The organism is Thiomicrospira sp. R3, assembly GCF_029581415.1.
Classification (GTDB): Bacteria; Pseudomonadota; Gammaproteobacteria; order Thiomicrospirales; family Thiomicrospiraceae; genus Thiomicrospira.
The window spans coordinates 1,115,122-1,132,551 of the sequence record NZ_CP121121.1 but is presented as its reverse complement, the minus strand read 5'-3'; the positions used below and the strand labels follow the sequence as shown (position 1 = coordinate 1,132,551).

Sequence of the window (17,430 nt, the reverse complement as noted above, 5' to 3'; positions counted from 1 at the left end):
CAATTATGGAACAAGATTTTGAAAAAATAAAAGCCACATGGCAGGTGCCGAGTTACGGCACCCAACTTTGGCAAGGTAAAAAACGCGACTATTGTGTCGTTATTCCAGTTATTAACGAAGGTGAGCGTATTCGCAGTCTAATTAGGAAAATGCAAGCGGTTAATATTGCTGAAGTAGCTGACATCATTATTGTAGATGGCGGAACAACAGATGGCTCACTGGCCATTGATTGGCTAAAAGCACACCAAGTTGGTGGTTTACTCCTAAAAACGGGAGCAGGCAAACTCAGCGCACAATTGCGTTGCGCCTATGCTTTTGCTTTAGAACAAGGATATAAAGGCATTGTCACGATTGATGGCAATGATAAAGACGATCCAGACCCAATTCCAGATTTTATTCAGGCTTTAAAAGATGGTGTGGATTTTGTGCAAGCATCGCGCTTTATATCAGGTGGTGTTGCTGAGAATACACCGAAATCAAGAGATTTTGCCATTCGCTTTATTCACGCTCCGGTATTAAGTATTGCGTCAGGCTTTAAGTGGACTGACACCACACAAGGTTTCAGGGCCTATAGCCGTAAAATGTTAGTTGATTCTAAAGTTGCCCCCTTTAGAGAAGTCTTCTCAACTTATGAATTATTGGCGTACCTTTCTTATCGTGTGCCAAAACTAGGCTATAAGTGCATTGAGTTGCCAACCGTTCGCCGTTACCCAAAAGGTGAAGTACCAACAAAAATCAGCGCCATCAAAGGTAACTGGTCTGTTTTGAAGGTTTTATTCAAAGCGAGTTTTGGTGGGTATAACCCTTAATATTACATCTAAAGTTGGATGCTTCATGAAGTTAACGTCACGTCAGATTTTTTTACTCAGCCTCATATCAATTTTGTTTTTATTATCAGTCGCTCAGTTTTTAAAAGGGGATTTAGACGACGGTATTGGCGTTAGAAATTTAGAGGCTCCATATCATGTCCTTCTAACAGTTGAGGCTCTAAAAAATAGTCCAATCGAAAATCACTATTTGCTGCCATCAGTGAGTCTTGGCCTTACCGAAGATAAGTTTATTTCATGGGGTGCTACAGTTCCTACCGAAACTGGTGACTATGTTTACACGAGTTTTAACTCTCCTGGATTTATATTGCCTTACCTTTGGTTTGAGATAACTGGTTTAGATGTCAATATTCAAAATCTTGCATACCTAAATTCTATTCTTGGAGTGCTAGTAGTTTTGATTTTGTTAGCAATGATGTTTGAGGTTTTAACAAGATTCTTAAACTATTCCCATGCTAGAGCAGGATTGGTGACGACAATTGCACTTATCCCCGCTATTTTTTCGCACGAGGTTTTGGTATCTCATGGTCTAGTATTCTGGGTTCACAGCTTTTATCAGTTTATTTTTGTAGCAACGTTATATGCGATGTTGCGATGGTTTAAGGCTGATACAAATAATGGCAAAAAGAGTTGGGCTTTGATACTCATTGTGCTTTTATTCTTGGGACCTTACACTGAATGGACTGGTTTTATTTTTAATATTGGACTGTTCTTTGTCCTTATGGCTCTCTCATTTGTGAGAAGTTCCCTTATTCCCAATCCTAAAAGGCTTGCATTGTTAGTTGCTTTCTTAACTACAGTTGCGGGCTGCCTAATGGTGGCACATTACGCGATTGCTGTTGGATTTTGGCCCGCAATTGAAGCGTTTCAGAGCAGGTTTTTTGCAAGGTCTACGACTAGAGGGAGTTTTCCGGGCCTTTTTATAGGCTATTTACAATCATATGGATATTTTTTACTAATATTTTGTGCTTCACTTTTTTATTTGGCTACGAATTATTTTAGACAGCAGACAGCAGACAGCAGACAGCAGACAGCAGACAAATTATTCTAATTTTGCTTTTTCTTGCAATTTTTCCATTGCTAGAAAATTTAATTATGCTTCAACACGCGACGCAATTTTCATTTGATCGTCTTAAGTTTGTAGTGCCATTGGTCCTCGCTATTGGTTTGGCATTAAGCCTGATTAAGAACAAAGCAGCATTCACGCTATTCAGTGTATTTATTGTTATCGCAAGTTCCAATAGTTTGGAGTCCTATAACCAACACCTTGAAAAACATAGTAGTTGGCAATCTGTACATACGCAAAACTATGATTTGTTTGACCGCGTCCAGAATCAAATAGCCGAAACCTATCCACAAACATATAGCTGCTTAAAATTCGCTTCAAATATATCTGTCAGGGGTTATGCCAATTTGATGGTTGAAAGAGGAATATTTGAGAGGAAATCTGAGTCATGGCTTTATTTAAATAAAGGTGAATGCTTAGGTATTTACCTTCAAGCTCAAAATGTTTATCCAGACTTACCTAAATATCTCAGCATTTCAATAATTGACGGTGAAGGTGTCGTTACAAAATTTAAACCGCAACAAGAGCCTGTTAAAGCGTCGATTGATTTAGAACTCTTTTTCCTTTCAGATAGTGATTGGGAAAAAGGAATTTCTCGCAATCAGACAGGTTTCTTTTTGCCAAGTAAACCAAACAATTTATCCAAGTTTGAAGTGGGTGCAATTGTCATCTTCAAAGATGGCTCTGAAAGAAAAATTATTGATACCAAACTAAATGGTCAATACCTTAATGTTTTTGTAGAGGGTTACATTCTCAGCTATGAAGAGGTCGGCCTTCCATCTCAGTTTAAGATCAAATAATGTTTAATTGGCTCTACAGATAAAATTGAAGGGTATCTTTAAATTAAAAGTGCAAGGTATGGTTACATTGGTACTGAACTAGTATGTAACTCTAACCCGTAATACACAGGTGTTTCGCGATCAGTTGACGAAAGACTAAAAGCAAGCCAGCACTTCCAAAACACTGCAGTACCAGGCCTGCTAGTTTGAATCTGTTGCGCAAGCAACAGCGCTACCACGCACAGCGTGGGAGCGAGTTAATCAGGTTAGGTCATCCTGAACTTGTTTCAGGATCTCGGAACGTGTCAACATATATTGCACCAGTTCTTTAAAAATTAAATTGCTTTTTGCTTCACCCTTGGCAGGGTCGGGAAGTTCACACCCGTTTCAATGGTACTCTGATCAGCCTCCTGGGGTATCGGGTTAATACAGACCTCCGCTGGCGGTAATTTGACCAAGGGACGACCTTGGCTAAAGCGTTGCGGATGTTTTGCAAACGCTTCGTCTAACGCCTACTGGCGTATTGTTGCGATTTGCTTGTAATCACCGCTAAACACTTGATAAGGCGTAAAGCCTGCCAGACTGCTGTGGTGATGTTGATGGTTATACCAACTCACATAGTCTTGGCACCAGCGCATGGCATGGTCATAACCATCGAAGCGGCGCGGATAGTCCAGCTGATACTTCAGCGTTTTAAACTGCGCCTCGCTCATGGGATTGTCGTTACTCACTCTGGGACGACTGTGAGAGGCGGTAATCGCCAACTCACCCAGTAGGTCAAGATAACAATGCGCCCTCATTTGGCGGCGCACCGTATTGCGACACAGCGCCAAGGCATCAGCCGCCGCACGTTGTGACACATAAGGCGCTAAGGGCTGTGTCATCATCATACTGACGAGTTCTCGTGTTCGAATGCTTCGATCAGTGCCAAGGCTTTTTTTTGGAGTAAAAGGCAGCCGTCTTTGACCGCAATCTGTTTGAGTAGACGGGCATTTTCCTTTTCTAACTGCTCAATACGCCTTTGATCTGGGGTTTTAGACGGTGCAGGACCGGGCTTGGATTTGGCTAAGCCTTTAACGCCGGATTCGGCAAACTCACGACGCCATTGTGCCAACTGATTAGAATAGAGCTTTTCACGGCGCAACAATACCCCTAGCTCGCCATGTTTACAAGCATCGGCTTGTTGCAGAATGGATAACTTATACTCGGTGCTAAACACACGGCGAGTGCGTTTTTCCAGTTCAGGGTCGGGCTGAATCTGTGGATTAATGTGGGTAACGGGTTTTGGCATAACAGTCTCCTAATGCGCCCTGATTTATATGTTATCTCAAAATCAACTGGCTCAACACTATCTTGACATACAGGGGGTTTAAATCACCCTATGAGGTCTTAACGGTGCGGAATTTAAGGGCGGGTGTTGCAATTATTAGTTGAATTCAAGCTATGAAAAAGCCTAAAACAAAAGCCTGCTTAAGTATAAAACTGCCAAAATAGATTTCGCCTACGACAATTATTCAAAAATGTTTGGCATTGGTCTAATATATAAATATTGATCTTTATATATTATATACTTTACAATAAGTACAAAAATATATATAATAGTCCCTTTTTAAAAGGATAAAAATATGAGAGAAATATTCCGTCGCATAATAATTGATTTTCAAGAACGGACATTACGGCCTACGATCAAACGCGACATTGCTGTTCCAATTCATAGCGACAAGATTGTTACTCTCATTGGTGTGCGTCGTTGCGGCAAGACATCGATTCTTTATAAAATTATTGAAGAGCTTAGAGTGAGCGTTGATACAAGAAATATCATCTATATCAACTTCGAAGATGACCGTTTGTTAGGAACTCAAGTGGGTGATTTGGATGATCTCATCGAAGGTTATTATGAGCTTTATCCAGAAAAAAGAGACGAAAAAGTTTATCTTTTTATTGATGAAGTTCAAAATATTCCTCAATGGGAAATCTTCATTCGTCGAATCTATGACACTCTCAACCTCCAAATCGTTCTCACAGGTTCCTCTTCGAAGCTTCTCAGTAGTGAAATAGCCACTTCGCTAAGAGGTCGCACACTCGCCTATGAGATATTTCCTTTCTCTTTTAAAGAGTATTTGCGCTTTAAAGATATAAGTGTCAATCTTGACTCTTCGAAATCCCTAAGCTTTATCAAGCATAGTTTCGAGGAGTATTTGCTTTGTGGCGGCTTTGCTGAAACGATAAATCAAGAGAGTTCGCTTCAAAAAAGAATATTAAGTGATTATGTCAATCTCATCATCTATAAGGATCTCATCGAGCGTTATGGGATTACCAATATCGCGCTGATTAAACATCTTATCAAATACGCGTTTGTAAATATGGCGACCTCAGTGAGCATCACGAAACTCTACAATGATTTTAAATCCAATGGCTTCAAACTTGGCAAAGAGACGCTCTTTGATTATTTCGGATATTTAGAAGAGGCATATGCGATATTTAGCATTCCTATTTTTAGAAGCTCGGTTCGAGAGGAACAGCGCAATCCAAAAAAAATCTATGCGATCGATAATGGGCTAAGAGCCGTTTATGACGCATCCTTTTCACCTGACTATTCCAAGCTTTATGAAAATCTTGTTTTTTTGGCACTAAGGTCAAAAACCAAAGAGATATACTATGTCAAAGAACGCCAAGAGATTGATTTTTATTGTGTTATTGAAGGAAAAAAGCAACTCATCAACGTGAGTGTGGATATAAGTAATCCTGAGACATTTGAAAGGGAGATCAACTCGCTTGTAGAGGGTATGGAATATGTGGGGATAGACTCAAGCATGCTTATCACTAAAGATCGCGAGGGTTCAATGAGCGTTGGCGAGAAAATTGTATATTTTATACCGCTTTGGAAATGGTTGCTTACGCACAATTAGAGAGGATATAAACTCCCATAAGTGTAATCCCCCATTTATAAGCGCAGTTAAAAGTAGAGGGTTAAGCCGCGTCCAATAAATACCTCGGCGGTACTCGACCAATGGCTGAGTTTGGTCGTTCGTTATTGTATGTCCAAAGCCACTCTGTTGCCAGGTATTGGGCTTGTTCAATTGTTTCAAATAGATGCAGTGCTAGCCATTCGTGACGCACTGTTCGGTTAAATCGCTCAACGTAAGCATTTTGTGTCGGCTTACCGGGTTGGATATACAGCAAGGTAATGCGGTTCTTATTTGCCCAGTCAATCAACACTTGGCTGATATATTCAGGGCCATTATCACAGCGTATGGCCGCCGGTTTACCACGCCATTCGATCACCTGATCGAGTGAACGAATCACCCGCTGGCTTGGCATTGAGAAGTCCACATCAATGCATAAGCCTTCACGATTGTAGTCATCAATCACGTTAAACGTTCGGATGCCTCGACCATCCTGTAAAGCGTCGGACTTGACATCCTCCCCGCCGTGAACGACGGGGATTCCCAACGGCGCTAGGCCGTTAAGAGCGGGTGTGACTCGCGCCTTCCCCCTGGTTCCTGCTTCATCATCAAATCCAACGATTCAACTCCACAGGCTAACCCCCGATGCCCTCAGGCTAACACATTCAAAGCACCGACTACATCGGCGTTTTCAGTGTAGCCACATTCAACACACTCAAACTTGGATTGTGTTAAACGATTTTCTTTGGCTACATGAGCACAACACGGACAGGTTTGAGAGGTGTGTTTGGGGTTAACCTTTAACACATCGCCACCCAACCAGGCCTGGTTATATCGCCCTTGGCCGATTTCGACATGTTTTTTACCTTTAAATCCTCAACCACGACCATGGCGTGGTTTTTGCAAATCACGGTTGAAGATTTATGTAAAAAGTCTAATCGGGCACTGGCAATGCGCTCATGCGCACGAGTTATTTTTTGTTTCTGCTTTTTCCAGTTGGCAGAGAACTTAGCTTTTCGTGCCAGCTTACGCTGTGCTAAAGCCAACTTCTTTTCCCACTGTTTAAAACTGTTTAACGGTTCAATGCAGTTGCCGTCAGATAAGGTGACAAAGCGTTTAACGCCTAGATCAATACCCACGATGGATGTTGATTGATGGCGCTGAATATCGGCTTTATATTCAGTTTGTATCGACACATACCAATGCTTCCCTTTTCTGGAAACCGTCACATTCTTAAGCTCACCGATTACTTGGCGTGAATTGCGGTATTTCACCCAGCCAATTTTTGGCAAGAATACACGGTTGGTATCTTGCTCAAGTTTAAATCCCTGCGGATAGCGAAAACTGTCAGAAGCGCCTTTTTTCTTGAATACCGGAATGCGTTTTAGTGGCTGGGTTTTATCAAAACCATCTTTAAACGCACGTTCGAGATTTTTGAGTGTTTGCTGTAGGGTTTGGGAGTGAGCTGTTTTTAAAAAACCGTATTCGTCAGACTGCTTCCAGAGTGTTAGCCAAAACGCCATCTCGCTATACCAGAGTATCGGTTGCTTATGCTCAAGCCGAAATAAATTCATCGCTAACGCTTTATTCCACACAAACCGGTTTACACCGGCAAACTCAACCATCTTCTGTACTTGGTCAGAATTTGGGTTAAGTCGGAACTTAAAGGCTTTGCGTATCGTTTTCTTCATGGTTATAATTATACAAAAAGGATTTGGTCTATGCAAGTTAATGACGAGATAAGAACAGGCAGGAGCTGCGTTTTTAATCTTCACGCTCATTTGGTATTTGTCACAAAATACCGCAGAGATGTGTTTAGTGACAGGGTGTTAAATGATTTGGAAGAAATCTTTAAAAAAGTCTGCTTGGATTTTGAAGCGGAATTAGTGGAGTTTAATGGCGAGCATGACCACGTACATCTTTTGATTAATTACCCGCCTAAAGTAGCAATTTCTAACCTGGTGAATAGCTTGAAAGGCGTATCAAGTCGCCTTATTCGCAAAAAAAACCATCCCGAAATTCAGAAAAAACTTTGGGGGAATATGCTTTGGAGCCCCAGCTACTTTGCAGGGAGTTGTGGTGGTGCACCCTTGTCAATTATCAAGCAATATATTGAGCAACAACAACGACCACACTAAACAGGCTTTGCTGTTCCGCTTATATCCCCGACCTAAAGGACGGGGTTTTACGCGCTATTGGATAAAATCCATTGACCAGACCTGGTTGATGGCCATCGGTACGCTGAGTGCATCGGGTTTATCGCGTTTAATCCGGCGCTTGGGCTTAATTCGCAAGTTGAGCTCTAACTCTCGGTAAATCCGATAGACACGCTTATGGTTCCACTCAAACAGTTTTACATTGCGCAGGAAGTCAAAGCACAGGCCGAATCCCCAGCCTTTGTTAGCCGTGGTCAAGCGCAATAACCAGTCAGCAATAACGGCGTTCTCATTCGCTAGTTTGGGTTGGTGGCGGTAGCAGGTTTGGCTAACGCCGAAAATATCGCATGCAAGGCGAATACTGATTCCTCGGTTTGCAACAACATTCTGCGCCATCTCTTTGCGTAAAGATGGCTTTACCACTTTCCCTCGAGTGCGGAACGTGTCAACATATATTGCACCAGTTCTTTAAAAATTAAATTGCTTTTTGCTTCACCCTTGGCAGGGTCGGGAAGTTCACACCCGTTTCAATGGTACTCTGATCAGCCTCCGCGGGTATCGGGTTAATACAGACCTCCGCAGGCGGTAATTTGACCAAGGGACGACCTTGGCTAAACCGTTGCGGATGTTTTGCAAATGCTTCATCTAACGCCTGTTGGCGTACGTGGGCGATATCCTGATACTCACCGCTAAACACTTGATAAGGCGTAAAGCCTGCCAGACTACTGTGGTGATGTTGATGGTTATACCAACTCACATAGTCTTGGCACCAGCGCATGGCATGGTCATAACCATCGAAGCGGCGCGGATAGTCCAGCTGATACTTCATTGTTTTAAACTGCGCCTCGCTCATCGGGAGGTCTAACACCACATACAGCGAGAGATATTCGCCTCGTTTTTGAGTCGGCAGTTTAGCAATGTCCCACGTCCACACTTGATTAGGCGCATCGGCACGTAATCTGGGCACACTGTGCGATTGTGGCGGACGTTGTGCGCGACGTTCACCGTTGAGCTGGCTTGCACGTAATACACGATGCATGGTGCTCACTGAACACAAGTATTCACCTTGCTCCAATAAATCATGAAACACTTATGCCGGCGGTTGATTGCAATAGGCCTCACTGGTCAGTGTGTCGAGCACGTGCTGAGTTTCCGCCTCACTCAGTGCCTTGGGTTGCACAGACTTTGCCCGATGATGACCAGGTGGTTGTCTCGGCCCGCAGAAAGCCTGCGCCTTCATTTGGCGGCGCACCGTATTGCGACACAGCGCCAAGGCATCGGCCGCCGCACGTTGTGACACATAAGGCGCTAAGGGCTGTGTCATCATCATACTGACGAGTTCTCGTGTTCGAATGCTTCGATCAGTGCCAAGGCTTTTTTTGGAGTAAAAGGCAGCCGTCTTTGACCGCAATCTGTTTGAGTAGACGGGCATTTTCCTTTTCTAACTGCTCAATACGCTTTTGCTCAGAGGTTTTAGACGGTGCAGGACCGGGCTTGGATTTGGCTAAGCCTTTAACGCCGGATTCGGCAAACTCACGACGCCATTGTGCCAACTGATTAGAATAGAGTTTTTCACGGCGCAGCAATAGTCCTAACTCGCCATGCTTACAAGCATCGGCTTGTTGCAGAATGGATAACTTATACTCGGTGCTAAACACACGGCGAGTGCGTTTTTCCAGTTCAGGGTCGGGCTGAATCTGTGGATTAATGCGGGTAACGGGTTTTGGCATAACAGTCTCCTAATGCGCCCTGATTTATATGTTATCTCAAAATCAACTGGCTCAACACTATCTTGACATACAGGGATCTCTTGAGATCCCGGCCTACGCCGGGATGACGGTGCTGGCGGTGTTCGTCAAGATAGTTATTCTCGTTCCCACGCACAGCGTGGGAACGCGTTAAAGCACATGGGCGCAGCACCGAGGCGGAGGTGCGTGAGATTTTGCGTGAAGCGGTGATGCCTTCGGAGCAGATTGGTCAGGGCTTTGCGCTCCAAGCGCTGGCACAAACTTATGCAATCACTGATAGCGAAGTGGCAACGATCCTTACTGTGCGAGATCAGACACCGGCTGAACCACTGGATTTGTCATGATTGTGCTTGATGCCAATGTTATTGCTGAAACGATGCGCCCACAACCTGACGAAAACCTAATAAATTGGCTGAATCGTCATCCTACTGGGGCTTTGTTTATTACCAGTATCACGCTCGCTGAATTGAGTTTTGGCATTGAAGTTTTACCACAAGGACAGCGCAAAATAGCGCTCACGCAATGGCTGGCAGATGGCAGATGGCAGATGGCATGATTGCGGACACGGCGCATTCGCACGGATTTAAAGTCGCCACACGCGACAGTTCGGCCTTTGATGCAGTTGGTCTGAGTTTAATCAATCCCTGGAGCTGATCACCTATTCTATTGTGACGACCACCTCAGCGAATACGGCAATAAATATCTGGTGCCGATATTTGAGCCGATGTTCAGCGACCAGCTGGCAACAGACGAAACCCAAACCAAGCCATCAGTACAAAAAACTGCCCACCCGGCCTGGTGAGAGCAATTATCTGAATTCAGAGCATTAAATGTTGCCGCAGTTTATGTTCAACCTCGGTGAGTTCGTCTATTTGGAGTTGCGTTAACACCAGATCTTGCTGAATACGCGACAGGTCAAGCGTGCAGAGTTCGTTAATGCAAATTTCGCTGGTTTGTTTGAGATGATCACGCGCCTTAACTTGCACACGCAAGCGACCGCCAACCAAATGAGTGGTTAGTGGAATAACGGTGACGCCTTTAAAGTGCACTTTATCTAAAACACGATTGGCGAGGTTGTTTTGAATAATCAACGCCGGACGCACCTTGCCAAATTCGCTGTTATATTGCTTGCCGAAATTAACCAAATAAATCTCGCCTCGTCGGATCATGTTACTAAATCTTCGACCACCGTTTCAATCTCGGTAAATTCGGTGTAAGCGTCAGCCCCCAATGCCCTCGCGTTTTCGCGTAAATACAATTCGGCTTCGATTTGCTCTCGAACCGTTTCGTATAAATCAATCGGCAATAACACGCTTTTTAACACGTGTTTACGCCCATCTTCAATGTATAGAATCTCGGATGAACTAAGTAAAGCGGGTTTACGTAAGATATCTGATGAATTAACTATTTGCATGGCTAAACTCTATATTTGATTTGATACCATATATTATACATAGACATATTCCTCACACCTATGTTTATAAGGTGGTGATTTAGACAGGCACCAGGCCTGGTGACGCGCGCTGGTTCAACTCACTGAATTCAGCCGTCAGTTATCACAGTTTTGCGGCGATTTACAAATTTAGTTGCAATTCGCGTTTATTCTGTTACTCTATTTGAGCTTTATTGCTTTGCTCTCTCATTAGTGACGACTTATTATCTCTGTGCTAGTTCACAGATTGATTTCGCTAGACCGAGAGCCATACGGAGCTCGGGAACTTTTTAATGACCTTAAATAGCGTCATTTCTACTTTCTTACTGCATCAGTCCAGCATCGATGTCATCACATTCTTGTGTTTAGGTGTGCGCACCATCGCCATAGGATTTGTCCAGACTGCCGTTTTTCCGTTGAATGAGCCATTAAGCATTTATTTAATTATCATTTAAAGGAAATCTTTATGAGCGAAACTACCCAAGATGTAACATTTGAAAGCTTTAACCTTATTCCCCAGGTACTCCAAGCCTTAAAAGATGTCGGTTATGAAACCCCATCACCGATTCAAGCGCAAGCGATCCCATCGATTTTGGAAGGTCGTGATATTTTAGGCATGGCACAAACCGGTACCGGTAAAACAGCCGCCTTTGCTTTGCCCTTACTGTCTCGCGTTGATATCAAAAACACCAACACCCAAATTTTAGTTTTAGCACCCACGCGTGAACTGGCGATTCAAGTGGCTGAAGCCTTCCAAAGCTTTGCCCATCACATGAAAGGCTTTCACGTACTGCCGATTTACGGCGGTCAAGAATATGGCGGTCAAATTCGTGCGTTGAAGCGCGGTGCGCAGGTCGTTGTCGGCACACCTGGCCGTGTGATGGATCACATGCGCAAAGGCACGCTAAATTTAGACAACCTTCAAGCCCTGGTCTTAGACGAAGCGGATGAAATGTTGCGAATGGGCTTTATTGATGATGTGGAATGGGTACTAGAGCAAACTCCGCAAAATCGTCAAATTGCCTTGTTCTCAGCAACCATGCCAAAAGAAGTGCATAAAATTGCCACTAAACATTTAAATAATCCGGTTGAAGTGATTATCAAGCAAAAAACCGGTACCGCTTCAACTATCACCCAGTCTTATTGGTTGGTGAGTGGTTTGCATAAATTAGATGCATTAACCCGTATCTTAGAGGCCACCGAATTTGATGGCATCATTGTTTTTGTACGCACCAAAACCGCGACTATTGAACTGGCCGAAAAACTTGAAGCCCGTGGCTATGCTGCCGCAGCATTGAATGGTGATATTGCCCAGAACCACCGTGAACGTATTGTTGACCAGTTGAAAAAAGGTAAGATTGATATTTTGATTGCGACCGACGTAGCCGCACGTGGTTTAGACGTTGAACGCATCACCCATGTTATTAACTATGACATCCCTTATGACACCGAAAGCTATATCCACCGTATCGGTCGTACAGGGCGTGCGGGACGTGAAGGTAATGCGATTCTGTTTGTAGCGCCACGTGAGCGTCGTTTACTACAACAAATCGAGCGTGCTACTAACAAAAAAATCGACATGCTTGAATTACCTAGCACTCAAGACATCAACGACCAACGTGTTGAAAAATTCAAACTGCGCATTACCGCTGCACTTGAGCAAGAAGGCCTAGAATTCTATCAGCAGATTATTGAAGATTTACAGCAAACGTCAAATATTCCTGCACTAGAAATTGCGGCCGCTTTAGCGAAGCTAGCTCAGGGTGATACGCCCTTCTTCTTGGAAGACAAACCGGTTCGCCAAGCCAGCTTCCGTGATGATGATCGTGGTTCACGTGGTGAGCGTGACTTTGGCCGTGACCGCCCAGCGCGCGGACGTGGTGAACGCAGTGAGCGTAGCTTTGATCGCCCAGAACGTGCGCCGCGTCGCCCACGTGTTGATGGCCCGCCTGAGTCTGGCATGAAGCGTTACCGCATTAATGTTGGCTTTGCCAATGGTGTAAAACCAGGCAATATTATTGGTGCGATTGCTAATGAAGCGAATATTGATGGTGCATCCATTCGCCAATTAAATATTCAAGACAACTTTAGCATGGTTGATTTGCCTGCTGACTTAAGCAAAGCACAATTAGCTACCTTAAAAAAGACTTGGATTTGTGGCCAACCTGCCGATCTAACCGAAGTGCGCGACACAGCACATGCTGGCGCTGCGGCACCACGGCCAAAACTAAGCCGCAAACCAGCGGGGGCGCCGCGTACCAAGCGTACGGTTTAATCGTCTCAAGCAGGCCTGTCTAACTCTAAGACAGGCCTTTTTTAGTGCACTCTTCTAAGCGCTAGTGGCTAGGAAGCCGGTTGGTATGGCACTTCGTTAGTTAACGGTCGTTGATACTTAAATGCGATCAGGTTCTGGATCGTCGTTTCAGCAATATGCTCTAGTGCTTCATGCGTAAAATAGGCTTGATGACCCGTAACCAGTACGTTTGGAAAGGTTAATAACCGTTCAAATTTATCGTCCATAATAATGTCATTGGAGTGGTCCTCAAAAAACAACGCGCCCTCTTCCTCGTACACATCCAAGCCAACATAGCCCACTTTGCGGCTCTTTAGGCTTTTTATTAATGCTTTTGTATCAATTAAGCCGCCACGACCCGTGTTGATAATCATCACATTGGCACGCATTTGATTTAACGCATTATCATTGATCATGTTTTTGGTTTGATCGGTTAGCGGGCAATGCAGCGAAATAATATGCGATTCGGCATAAAGTTGCTCAAGCGATACTTGTTTAAACCCCAGCTCATCACAGTTTTTGCACAAATAAGGATCATAGATTAGGATTTCACAACCAAACACTTTAAGGCGCTCAGCAACTAAAAAGCCAATCCTACCCGCGCCAATAATGCCTACGGTTTTGCCATGCATATCAAAGCCCAGCAAACCATTGAGTGCAAAATTGCCTTCACGAACACGGTTGTAGGCTTTATAAAGCTTACGATTCAATGCTAACATCAAACCAATCGTGTGCTCAGCAACCGCATAGGGTGAATAAGCAGGTACACGCACAATACGAATACCAAACTTAGCCGCCGCCGCCAAATCCACATTATTAAAGCCTGCGCAACGCAACGCAATAAGTTTAATGTTGTACTCAGCCAGTTTTTCGATAGTGGCTTCATCTAGTTCATCGTTAACAAACGCACTGACCGCATCAGAACCTTGCGCATAATGCACCGTAGCAATATTCAACGGCACTTCAAAATAACTTAAATCAACTTCATCATTATCGTAACTATGCAAAGTTTCTTTATCATAGGGTTTAGTACTAAATATTGCGACCTTCATAGACCTCTCCAAAAGTGTTTTATACCCAAACTACCATACTTAACTATACCAGCTTAGCTAGGATAATATAACAATATTACAGGATAGCTATATTACAGGGCGACTAAAACGATAGAGCGCAGCGGGTACCACCAGCATATTTAAAAACGTGGAGCTAATTAAACCAAACAAGATCACCATCGCCATAGGTGCTTGTAATTCACTGCCCGGTTCGCCAGCGGCCATGGCTAAGGGTATGAGTGCCAAGGCGGTGGCTAAAGCGGTCATAAGAATCGGGATTAAACGTTCTTGCGCGCCTTGTTCTATGGCCTCTCGCAACGCAAGTCCTTCGCGGTTTAAGCGACGAATATGGTCAACTAAAATAACCCCATTGCGCGTGGCAATACCAAACAAAGCGATAAAACCGATTATGGACGCCAGCGTGAGTATACCATCGGTAAACCACACAGCCGCCACACCACCGATCAGCGCCAAAGGCAAGTTCAACATAATCAAGCCGGCATCGCGCGCCGAGCTAAAAGCACTAGTGAGAATTAAGAATATCCCAATAATTACCAGCCCTGTAAGCAAGGTTAAGCGTAGGGTGGCCGACTGGGCGCTCTCAAATTGTCCGCCATATTCAATGTAGTAACCGGTTGGCAGGCTCAGTTTGCTCAAATCGGTTTGTATATCTTTCACAACCCCGGTTAAATCACGTTCGGCGACATTGGCCATGACAACGATTTTACGCTGAACATTTTCTCGGCTAATGGTGTTGGGGCCTCGCGTTTTTTGGACATTGGCAATCGCAGAAAGCGGAAGGATTGCCCCGTTATCGAGCTGAAACAGTGTGTTTTGAATCGCCTCCACGGAGGCTTTGGCGCTGTCGTCAAACTTGAGCACCACATCAAATCTCGCTTGTCCTTCCAGTAGTTGATTAACACGAAGGTTACCAAACGCCACCTCAACCAGTTGCGCGGCTTGTTGCAAGGTTAAGCCATAGTCCGCCAGTGCAATACGATCAAACTGGATTTGAACCTGTGGAATTTCACTTTGTTGCTCGGTGGCGACATCGACCGCGCCCGGAATTTGTTGTACCCGTTGTTCGACTTCAGCGGCGATACGCCGAAGCTCAACCAAGTCATCACCAAAAATCTTAACGGCAATATTGGCGCGTGTGCCGGAAAGCATGTGGTCTATCCGATGCGAAATTGGCTGCCCGATCACGATATTAGAGCCGGGTACTTGGCTAAACGCTTGCCTTAACGCGGCTAAAAATTCGTCTCGGCTGCGCTGTTGCATGCTCAGGGTGACTTCAATTTCAGACGCGAACACTTCTTGCGCATGCGGGTCGAGTTCGGCTCGCCCGGTTCGGCGCGCGGTGGCAACTACTTCTGGTTCGTTGAGTAGGATTTTTTCGACCTGGCCACCGATTTGATCCGAGGTTTGCAGCGATGTACCCGGCAGGGTCACCACGCTCACCGTTAAACTGCCTTCATTAAAGGGCGGTAAAAACCCGCGCCCCATCGCAAAAAAGCTGCTGACCACCAACAAAACCAACACAAATGCAAAACCTAGCACCCAACTACTTTTATTTAGCGCCTGGGTTAACATAGGTTGATAGCCTTTTTTTAACCAACTAATCAAAGCTGAGTCATGTTTTTTGGTTAGCACGGCGCCACTGTTGGGTAATAAATACAGAGCGAGAGCTGGCGTTACCGTTAAGGCAACCAGTAGCGAGACTAAAATGGCTACAATATAGGCCAATCCCAAGGGTGCCATTAAACGTCCTTCTACCCCATCTAAAAAGAAAAGCGGCAAAAATACCAGGATAATAATCAACGTGGCAAACACAATGGAGCTTTGAATTTCGCGGGTGGCTTTGCCTATTACTTTTAAAGCGCTGTGCCTTGTTGCTTGAGGTTGTTGATTATTTTCGCGCAAGCGTCGGACAATATTCTCCACCACTATAATTGCATCATCAACTAACGCCCCCATTGCAATCGCAATGCCCCCTAAGGTCATGGTGTTGATTGAACCGCCTAACCAATAAATCACCAACACCGCACTCAGCACCGATACCGGTATCGCGAGTAATGCGATGCCGGTTGCGCGCAGGCTCATTAAAAACACAAACATAATGGCAACCACTAACACCGCGCCATCTCGAATCGCCAGCATTAGGTTATCAATGGCGGTATCGATAAAATCTGCCTGGCGAAATACATTAGTTTCAATGCTCATGCCTTCGGGTAACGAGACTTGGATATCTTGTATGACTATATCTAAGCTGCGCGTTAATTCCAAGGTATTGACGTTAGGCTGTTTTTGGATGCCCAATATCACCGACGGCGTTTGATTATAAGCGGCCGTGCCGCGTGCTGGGGCGGAGCCAATCACCACATCGGCAACATCTCTGAGCAAAACCGGCAGGCCGGTGCCACTGGAAACCAAAACCTGCTCGATATCCTCAATCGCTCGTAATTGCCCCACACCTTGGATTAAGTATTCCTGTAGGTTTTCAGTCATAAAGCCACCTGAAACCTTGGCGCTGGCTTGGTTTAGCTGGCTAACGAGTTGTTCAATGCTTAGGTTATGCGCCGCTAGGCGTTCGGGCGAAACAATGATTTGAAACTGCTTGGTTTCACCGCCATTCGGTATGACTTCGGCGACGCCCGGCACCGCCAGTAAACGCCTACGCACCACCCAGTCAGCCATGGTTTTAAGCTCCATGGCGGTATGCTGTTCGGAAGTGAGCGCGACAAACATGATTTCACCCATAATGGAAGAAATAGGCGCCATCACGGGGGCGGGCATACCGGGGGGTAGCGATGAGACAGCAGCTTGTAATTTTTCCGCGACAATTTGTCGTGCAACGTACACATCCGTGCCCCAATCAAAATCAACATTGACTACAGCGATGCCAATCCCAGTATTGGAGCGCACTCTGCGTACCCCAGCAGCTGCACTCATGGCTGATTCAATCGGCATAGTCACAAGCCGTTCAACTTCTTGCGGTGCCAGGCCTGGTGCTTCTACAATCAAGGTAACAACCGGTGAGGTCAAATCGGGAAACACATCAATGGGCGCTTGTTTTGCCGTCCAACTGCCCCAAATGAGTAAGGTTAAAACGGCGGCTAATACCAATAATCGGTTATTGAGCGACCAGTTAATCATGCGGCCAATCATAAT

The 17,430-nt window shown here is 44.8% G+C and carries 18 protein-coding genes and 3 pseudogenes; 8 read left to right on the top strand and 13 right to left on the bottom strand.

What is annotated here, in order from left to right; translation table 11 throughout:
• Nucleotides 1-5: 5 nt before the first annotated feature.
• The 3 genes from P8S55_RS05725 to P8S55_RS05715 are packed head-to-tail and all read left to right on the top strand — an operon-like array spanning nucleotide 6 to nucleotide 2,693.
• Nucleotides 6-809 carry a glycosyltransferase family 2 protein gene (locus tag P8S55_RS05725; RefSeq protein WP_289223280.1) on the top strand — a complete coding sequence of 268 codons (804 nt, stop codon included), beginning with the start codon at nucleotides 6-8 and terminating at the stop codon, nucleotides 807-809.
• A 25-nt stretch (nucleotides 810-834) separates the two neighbouring features.
• Entirely contained in the window at nucleotides 835-1,878 is a 1,044-nt protein-coding gene (locus P8S55_RS05720) for a hypothetical protein (protein WP_289223279.1), read from the top strand.
• A 44-nt stretch (nucleotides 1,879-1,922) separates the two neighbouring features.
• Nucleotides 1,923-2,693, top strand: a complete 771-nt coding sequence (locus tag P8S55_RS05715; protein WP_289223278.1) for a hypothetical protein — start codon at nucleotides 1,923-1,925, stop codon at nucleotides 2,691-2,693.
• Nucleotides 2,694-3,184: 491 nt separating this feature from the next.
• On the opposite strand, the gene P8S55_RS05710 is transcribed toward P8S55_RS05715, so the two are convergent.
• Nucleotides 3,185-3,562 (bottom strand): integrase core domain-containing protein, encoded by a 378-nt coding sequence (locus P8S55_RS05710; RefSeq protein WP_289223277.1) that lies wholly within the window; start codon nucleotides 3,560-3,562, stop codon nucleotides 3,185-3,187.
• Entirely contained in the window at nucleotides 3,559-3,963 is a 405-nt protein-coding gene (locus P8S55_RS05705; protein WP_289223276.1) for a hypothetical protein, read from the bottom strand. The genes P8S55_RS05710 and P8S55_RS05705 overlap by 4 nt, the downstream gene beginning before the upstream one ends.
• Before the next feature lie 334 nt (nucleotides 3,964-4,297).
• Here P8S55_RS05705 and P8S55_RS05700 point away from each other — a divergent pair, with 334 nt between their 5' ends.
• Nucleotides 4,298-5,581, top strand: a complete 1,284-nt coding sequence (locus P8S55_RS05700) for an ATP-binding protein (RefSeq protein ID WP_289223275.1) — start codon at nucleotides 4,298-4,300, stop codon at nucleotides 5,579-5,581.
• 61 nt (nucleotides 5,582-5,642) lie between these two features.
• Here P8S55_RS05700 and P8S55_RS05695 read toward each other — a convergent pair.
• From P8S55_RS05695 to P8S55_RS05685, 3 genes and pseudogenes are all read right to left on the bottom strand, one after another.
• Nucleotides 5,643-6,095, bottom strand: a pseudogene (locus tag P8S55_RS05695) (integrase core domain-containing protein); the annotation flags it as partial.
• 134 nt (nucleotides 6,096-6,229) lie between these two features.
• The gene (locus P8S55_RS05690) at nucleotides 6,230-6,385 is read right to left on the bottom strand and encodes a zinc ribbon domain-containing protein (protein WP_289223274.1); all 156 of its coding nucleotides are present in this window, start codon (nucleotides 6,383-6,385) and stop codon (nucleotides 6,230-6,232) included.
• Nucleotides 6,379-7,269: an RNA-guided endonuclease InsQ/TnpB family protein gene (locus P8S55_RS05685; RefSeq protein WP_289223273.1), complete on the bottom strand. Its 891-nt coding sequence runs from the start codon at nucleotides 7,267-7,269 to the stop codon at nucleotides 6,379-6,381. Before P8S55_RS05685 ends, P8S55_RS05690 begins: the two co-directional genes overlap by 7 nt.
• Before the next feature lie 30 nt (nucleotides 7,270-7,299).
• Here P8S55_RS05685 and tnpA point away from each other — a divergent pair, with 30 nt between their 5' ends.
• The gene (gene tnpA, locus P8S55_RS05680) at nucleotides 7,300-7,716 is read left to right on the top strand and encodes an IS200/IS605 family transposase (protein WP_289223272.1); all 417 of its coding nucleotides are present in this window, start codon (nucleotides 7,300-7,302) and stop codon (nucleotides 7,714-7,716) included.
• A gap of 60 nt (nucleotides 7,717-7,776) precedes the next feature.
• On the opposite strand, the pseudogene P8S55_RS05675 reads toward tnpA, so the two are convergent.
• From P8S55_RS05675 to P8S55_RS05660, 4 genes and pseudogenes are all read right to left on the bottom strand, one after another.
• Nucleotides 7,777-8,160, bottom strand: a pseudogene (locus P8S55_RS05675) (IS3 family transposase); the annotation flags it as partial.
• A 49-nt stretch (nucleotides 8,161-8,209) separates the two neighbouring features.
• Nucleotides 8,210-8,824: an integrase core domain-containing protein gene (locus tag P8S55_RS05670; protein WP_289223271.1), complete on the bottom strand. Its 615-nt coding sequence runs from the start codon at nucleotides 8,822-8,824 to the stop codon at nucleotides 8,210-8,212.
• On the bottom strand, nucleotides 8,825-9,064 hold the full coding sequence (locus P8S55_RS05665; protein ID WP_289223270.1) for a hypothetical protein: 240 nt from the start codon (nucleotides 9,062-9,064) through the stop codon (nucleotides 8,825-8,827).
• A 31-nt stretch (nucleotides 9,065-9,095) separates the two neighbouring features.
• Nucleotides 9,096-9,464 (bottom strand): hypothetical protein, encoded by a 369-nt coding sequence (locus P8S55_RS05660; protein WP_289223269.1) that lies wholly within the window; start codon nucleotides 9,462-9,464, stop codon nucleotides 9,096-9,098.
• A gap of 167 nt (nucleotides 9,465-9,631) precedes the next feature.
• Between P8S55_RS05660 and P8S55_RS05655 the strand changes: the two are divergent.
• Nucleotides 9,632-9,826 (top strand): annotated as a pseudogene (locus P8S55_RS05655) (FitA-like ribbon-helix-helix domain-containing protein); the annotation flags it as partial.
• Nucleotides 9,823-10,038: a PIN domain-containing protein gene (locus tag P8S55_RS05650; protein ID WP_289223267.1), complete on the top strand. Its 216-nt coding sequence runs from the start codon at nucleotides 9,823-9,825 to the stop codon at nucleotides 10,036-10,038. The pseudogene P8S55_RS05655 and the gene P8S55_RS05650, both read left to right, overlap by 4 nt.
• 262 nt (nucleotides 10,039-10,300) lie before the next feature.
• Here the strand turns inward: P8S55_RS05650 and P8S55_RS05645 are convergent, their stop codons facing one another.
• Nucleotides 10,301-10,651: a type II toxin-antitoxin system PemK/MazF family toxin gene (locus tag P8S55_RS05645; protein WP_289223266.1), complete on the bottom strand. Its 351-nt coding sequence runs from the start codon at nucleotides 10,649-10,651 to the stop codon at nucleotides 10,301-10,303.
• Entirely contained in the window at nucleotides 10,648-10,896 is a 249-nt protein-coding gene (locus P8S55_RS05640) for a hypothetical protein (protein WP_289223265.1), read from the bottom strand. The genes P8S55_RS05645 and P8S55_RS05640 overlap by 4 nt, the downstream gene beginning before the upstream one ends.
• A gap of 484 nt (nucleotides 10,897-11,380) precedes the next feature.
• Between P8S55_RS05640 and P8S55_RS05635 the strand changes: the two genes are divergently transcribed.
• Nucleotides 11,381-13,189, top strand: a complete 1,809-nt coding sequence (locus P8S55_RS05635; protein ID WP_289223264.1) for a DEAD/DEAH box helicase — start codon at nucleotides 11,381-11,383, stop codon at nucleotides 13,187-13,189.
• 68 nt (nucleotides 13,190-13,257) lie between these two features.
• Here P8S55_RS05635 and P8S55_RS05630 read toward each other — a convergent pair whose 3' ends face one another.
• Together P8S55_RS05630 and P8S55_RS05625 are read right to left on the bottom strand one after the other, a co-directional pair.
• The gene (locus P8S55_RS05630; RefSeq protein ID WP_289223263.1) at nucleotides 13,258-14,259 is read right to left on the bottom strand and encodes a 2-hydroxyacid dehydrogenase; all 1,002 of its coding nucleotides are present in this window, start codon (nucleotides 14,257-14,259) and stop codon (nucleotides 13,258-13,260) included.
• Nucleotides 14,260-14,346: 87 nt separating this feature from the next.
• Nucleotides 14,347-17,427 carry an efflux RND transporter permease subunit gene (locus P8S55_RS05625; RefSeq protein ID WP_289223262.1) on the bottom strand — a complete coding sequence of 1,027 codons (3,081 nt, stop codon included), beginning with the start codon at nucleotides 17,425-17,427 and terminating at the stop codon, nucleotides 14,347-14,349.
• Nucleotides 17,428-17,430: the final 3 nt, after the last annotated feature.

What these genes read in the sequence shown, in the direction of transcription:
- P8S55_RS05660 (WP_289223269.1), bottom strand. Translation starts at nt 9,464, where the DNA reads ATGCCAAAACCCGTTACCCGCATTAATCCACAGATTCAGCCCGACCCT.
- P8S55_RS05650 (WP_289223267.1), top strand. Translation starts at nt 9,823, where the DNA reads ATGATTGTGCTTGATGCCAATGTTATTGCTGAAACGATGCGCCCACAA.
- P8S55_RS05685 (WP_289223273.1), bottom strand. Translation starts at nt 7,269, where the DNA reads ATGAAGAAAACGATACGCAAAGCCTTTAAGTTCCGACTTAACCCAAAT.
- P8S55_RS05625 (WP_289223262.1), bottom strand. Translation starts at nt 17,427, where the DNA reads ATGATTGGCCGCATGATTAACTGGTCGCTCAATAACCGATTATTGGTA.
- tnpA (WP_289223272.1), top strand. Translation starts at nt 7,300, where the DNA reads ATGCAAGTTAATGACGAGATAAGAACAGGCAGGAGCTGCGTTTTTAAT.
- P8S55_RS05700 (WP_289223275.1), top strand. Translation starts at nt 4,298, where the DNA reads ATGAGAGAAATATTCCGTCGCATAATAATTGATTTTCAAGAACGGACA.
- P8S55_RS05665 (WP_289223270.1), bottom strand. Translation starts at nt 9,064, where the DNA reads ATGATGATGACACAGCCCTTAGCGCCTTATGTGTCACAACGTGCGGCG.
- P8S55_RS05710 (WP_289223277.1), bottom strand. Translation starts at nt 3,562, where the DNA reads ATGATGATGACACAGCCCTTAGCGCCTTATGTGTCACAACGTGCGGCG.
- P8S55_RS05645 (WP_289223266.1), bottom strand. Translation starts at nt 10,651, where the DNA reads ATGATCCGACGAGGCGAGATTTATTTGGTTAATTTCGGCAAGCAATAT.
- P8S55_RS05715 (WP_289223278.1), top strand. Translation starts at nt 1,923, where the DNA reads ATGCTTCAACACGCGACGCAATTTTCATTTGATCGTCTTAAGTTTGTA.
- P8S55_RS05720 (WP_289223279.1), top strand. Translation starts at nt 835, where the DNA reads ATGAAGTTAACGTCACGTCAGATTTTTTTACTCAGCCTCATATCAATT.
- P8S55_RS05725 (WP_289223280.1), top strand. Translation starts at nt 6, where the DNA reads ATGGAACAAGATTTTGAAAAAATAAAAGCCACATGGCAGGTGCCGAGT.
- P8S55_RS05705 (WP_289223276.1), bottom strand. Translation starts at nt 3,963, where the DNA reads ATGCCAAAACCCGTTACCCACATTAATCCACAGATTCAGCCCGACCCT.
- P8S55_RS05630 (WP_289223263.1), bottom strand. Translation starts at nt 14,259, where the DNA reads ATGAAGGTCGCAATATTTAGTACTAAACCCTATGATAAAGAAACTTTG.
- P8S55_RS05640 (WP_289223265.1), bottom strand. Translation starts at nt 10,896, where the DNA reads ATGCAAATAGTTAATTCATCAGATATCTTACGTAAACCCGCTTTACTT.
- P8S55_RS05635 (WP_289223264.1), top strand. Translation starts at nt 11,381, where the DNA reads ATGAGCGAAACTACCCAAGATGTAACATTTGAAAGCTTTAACCTTATT.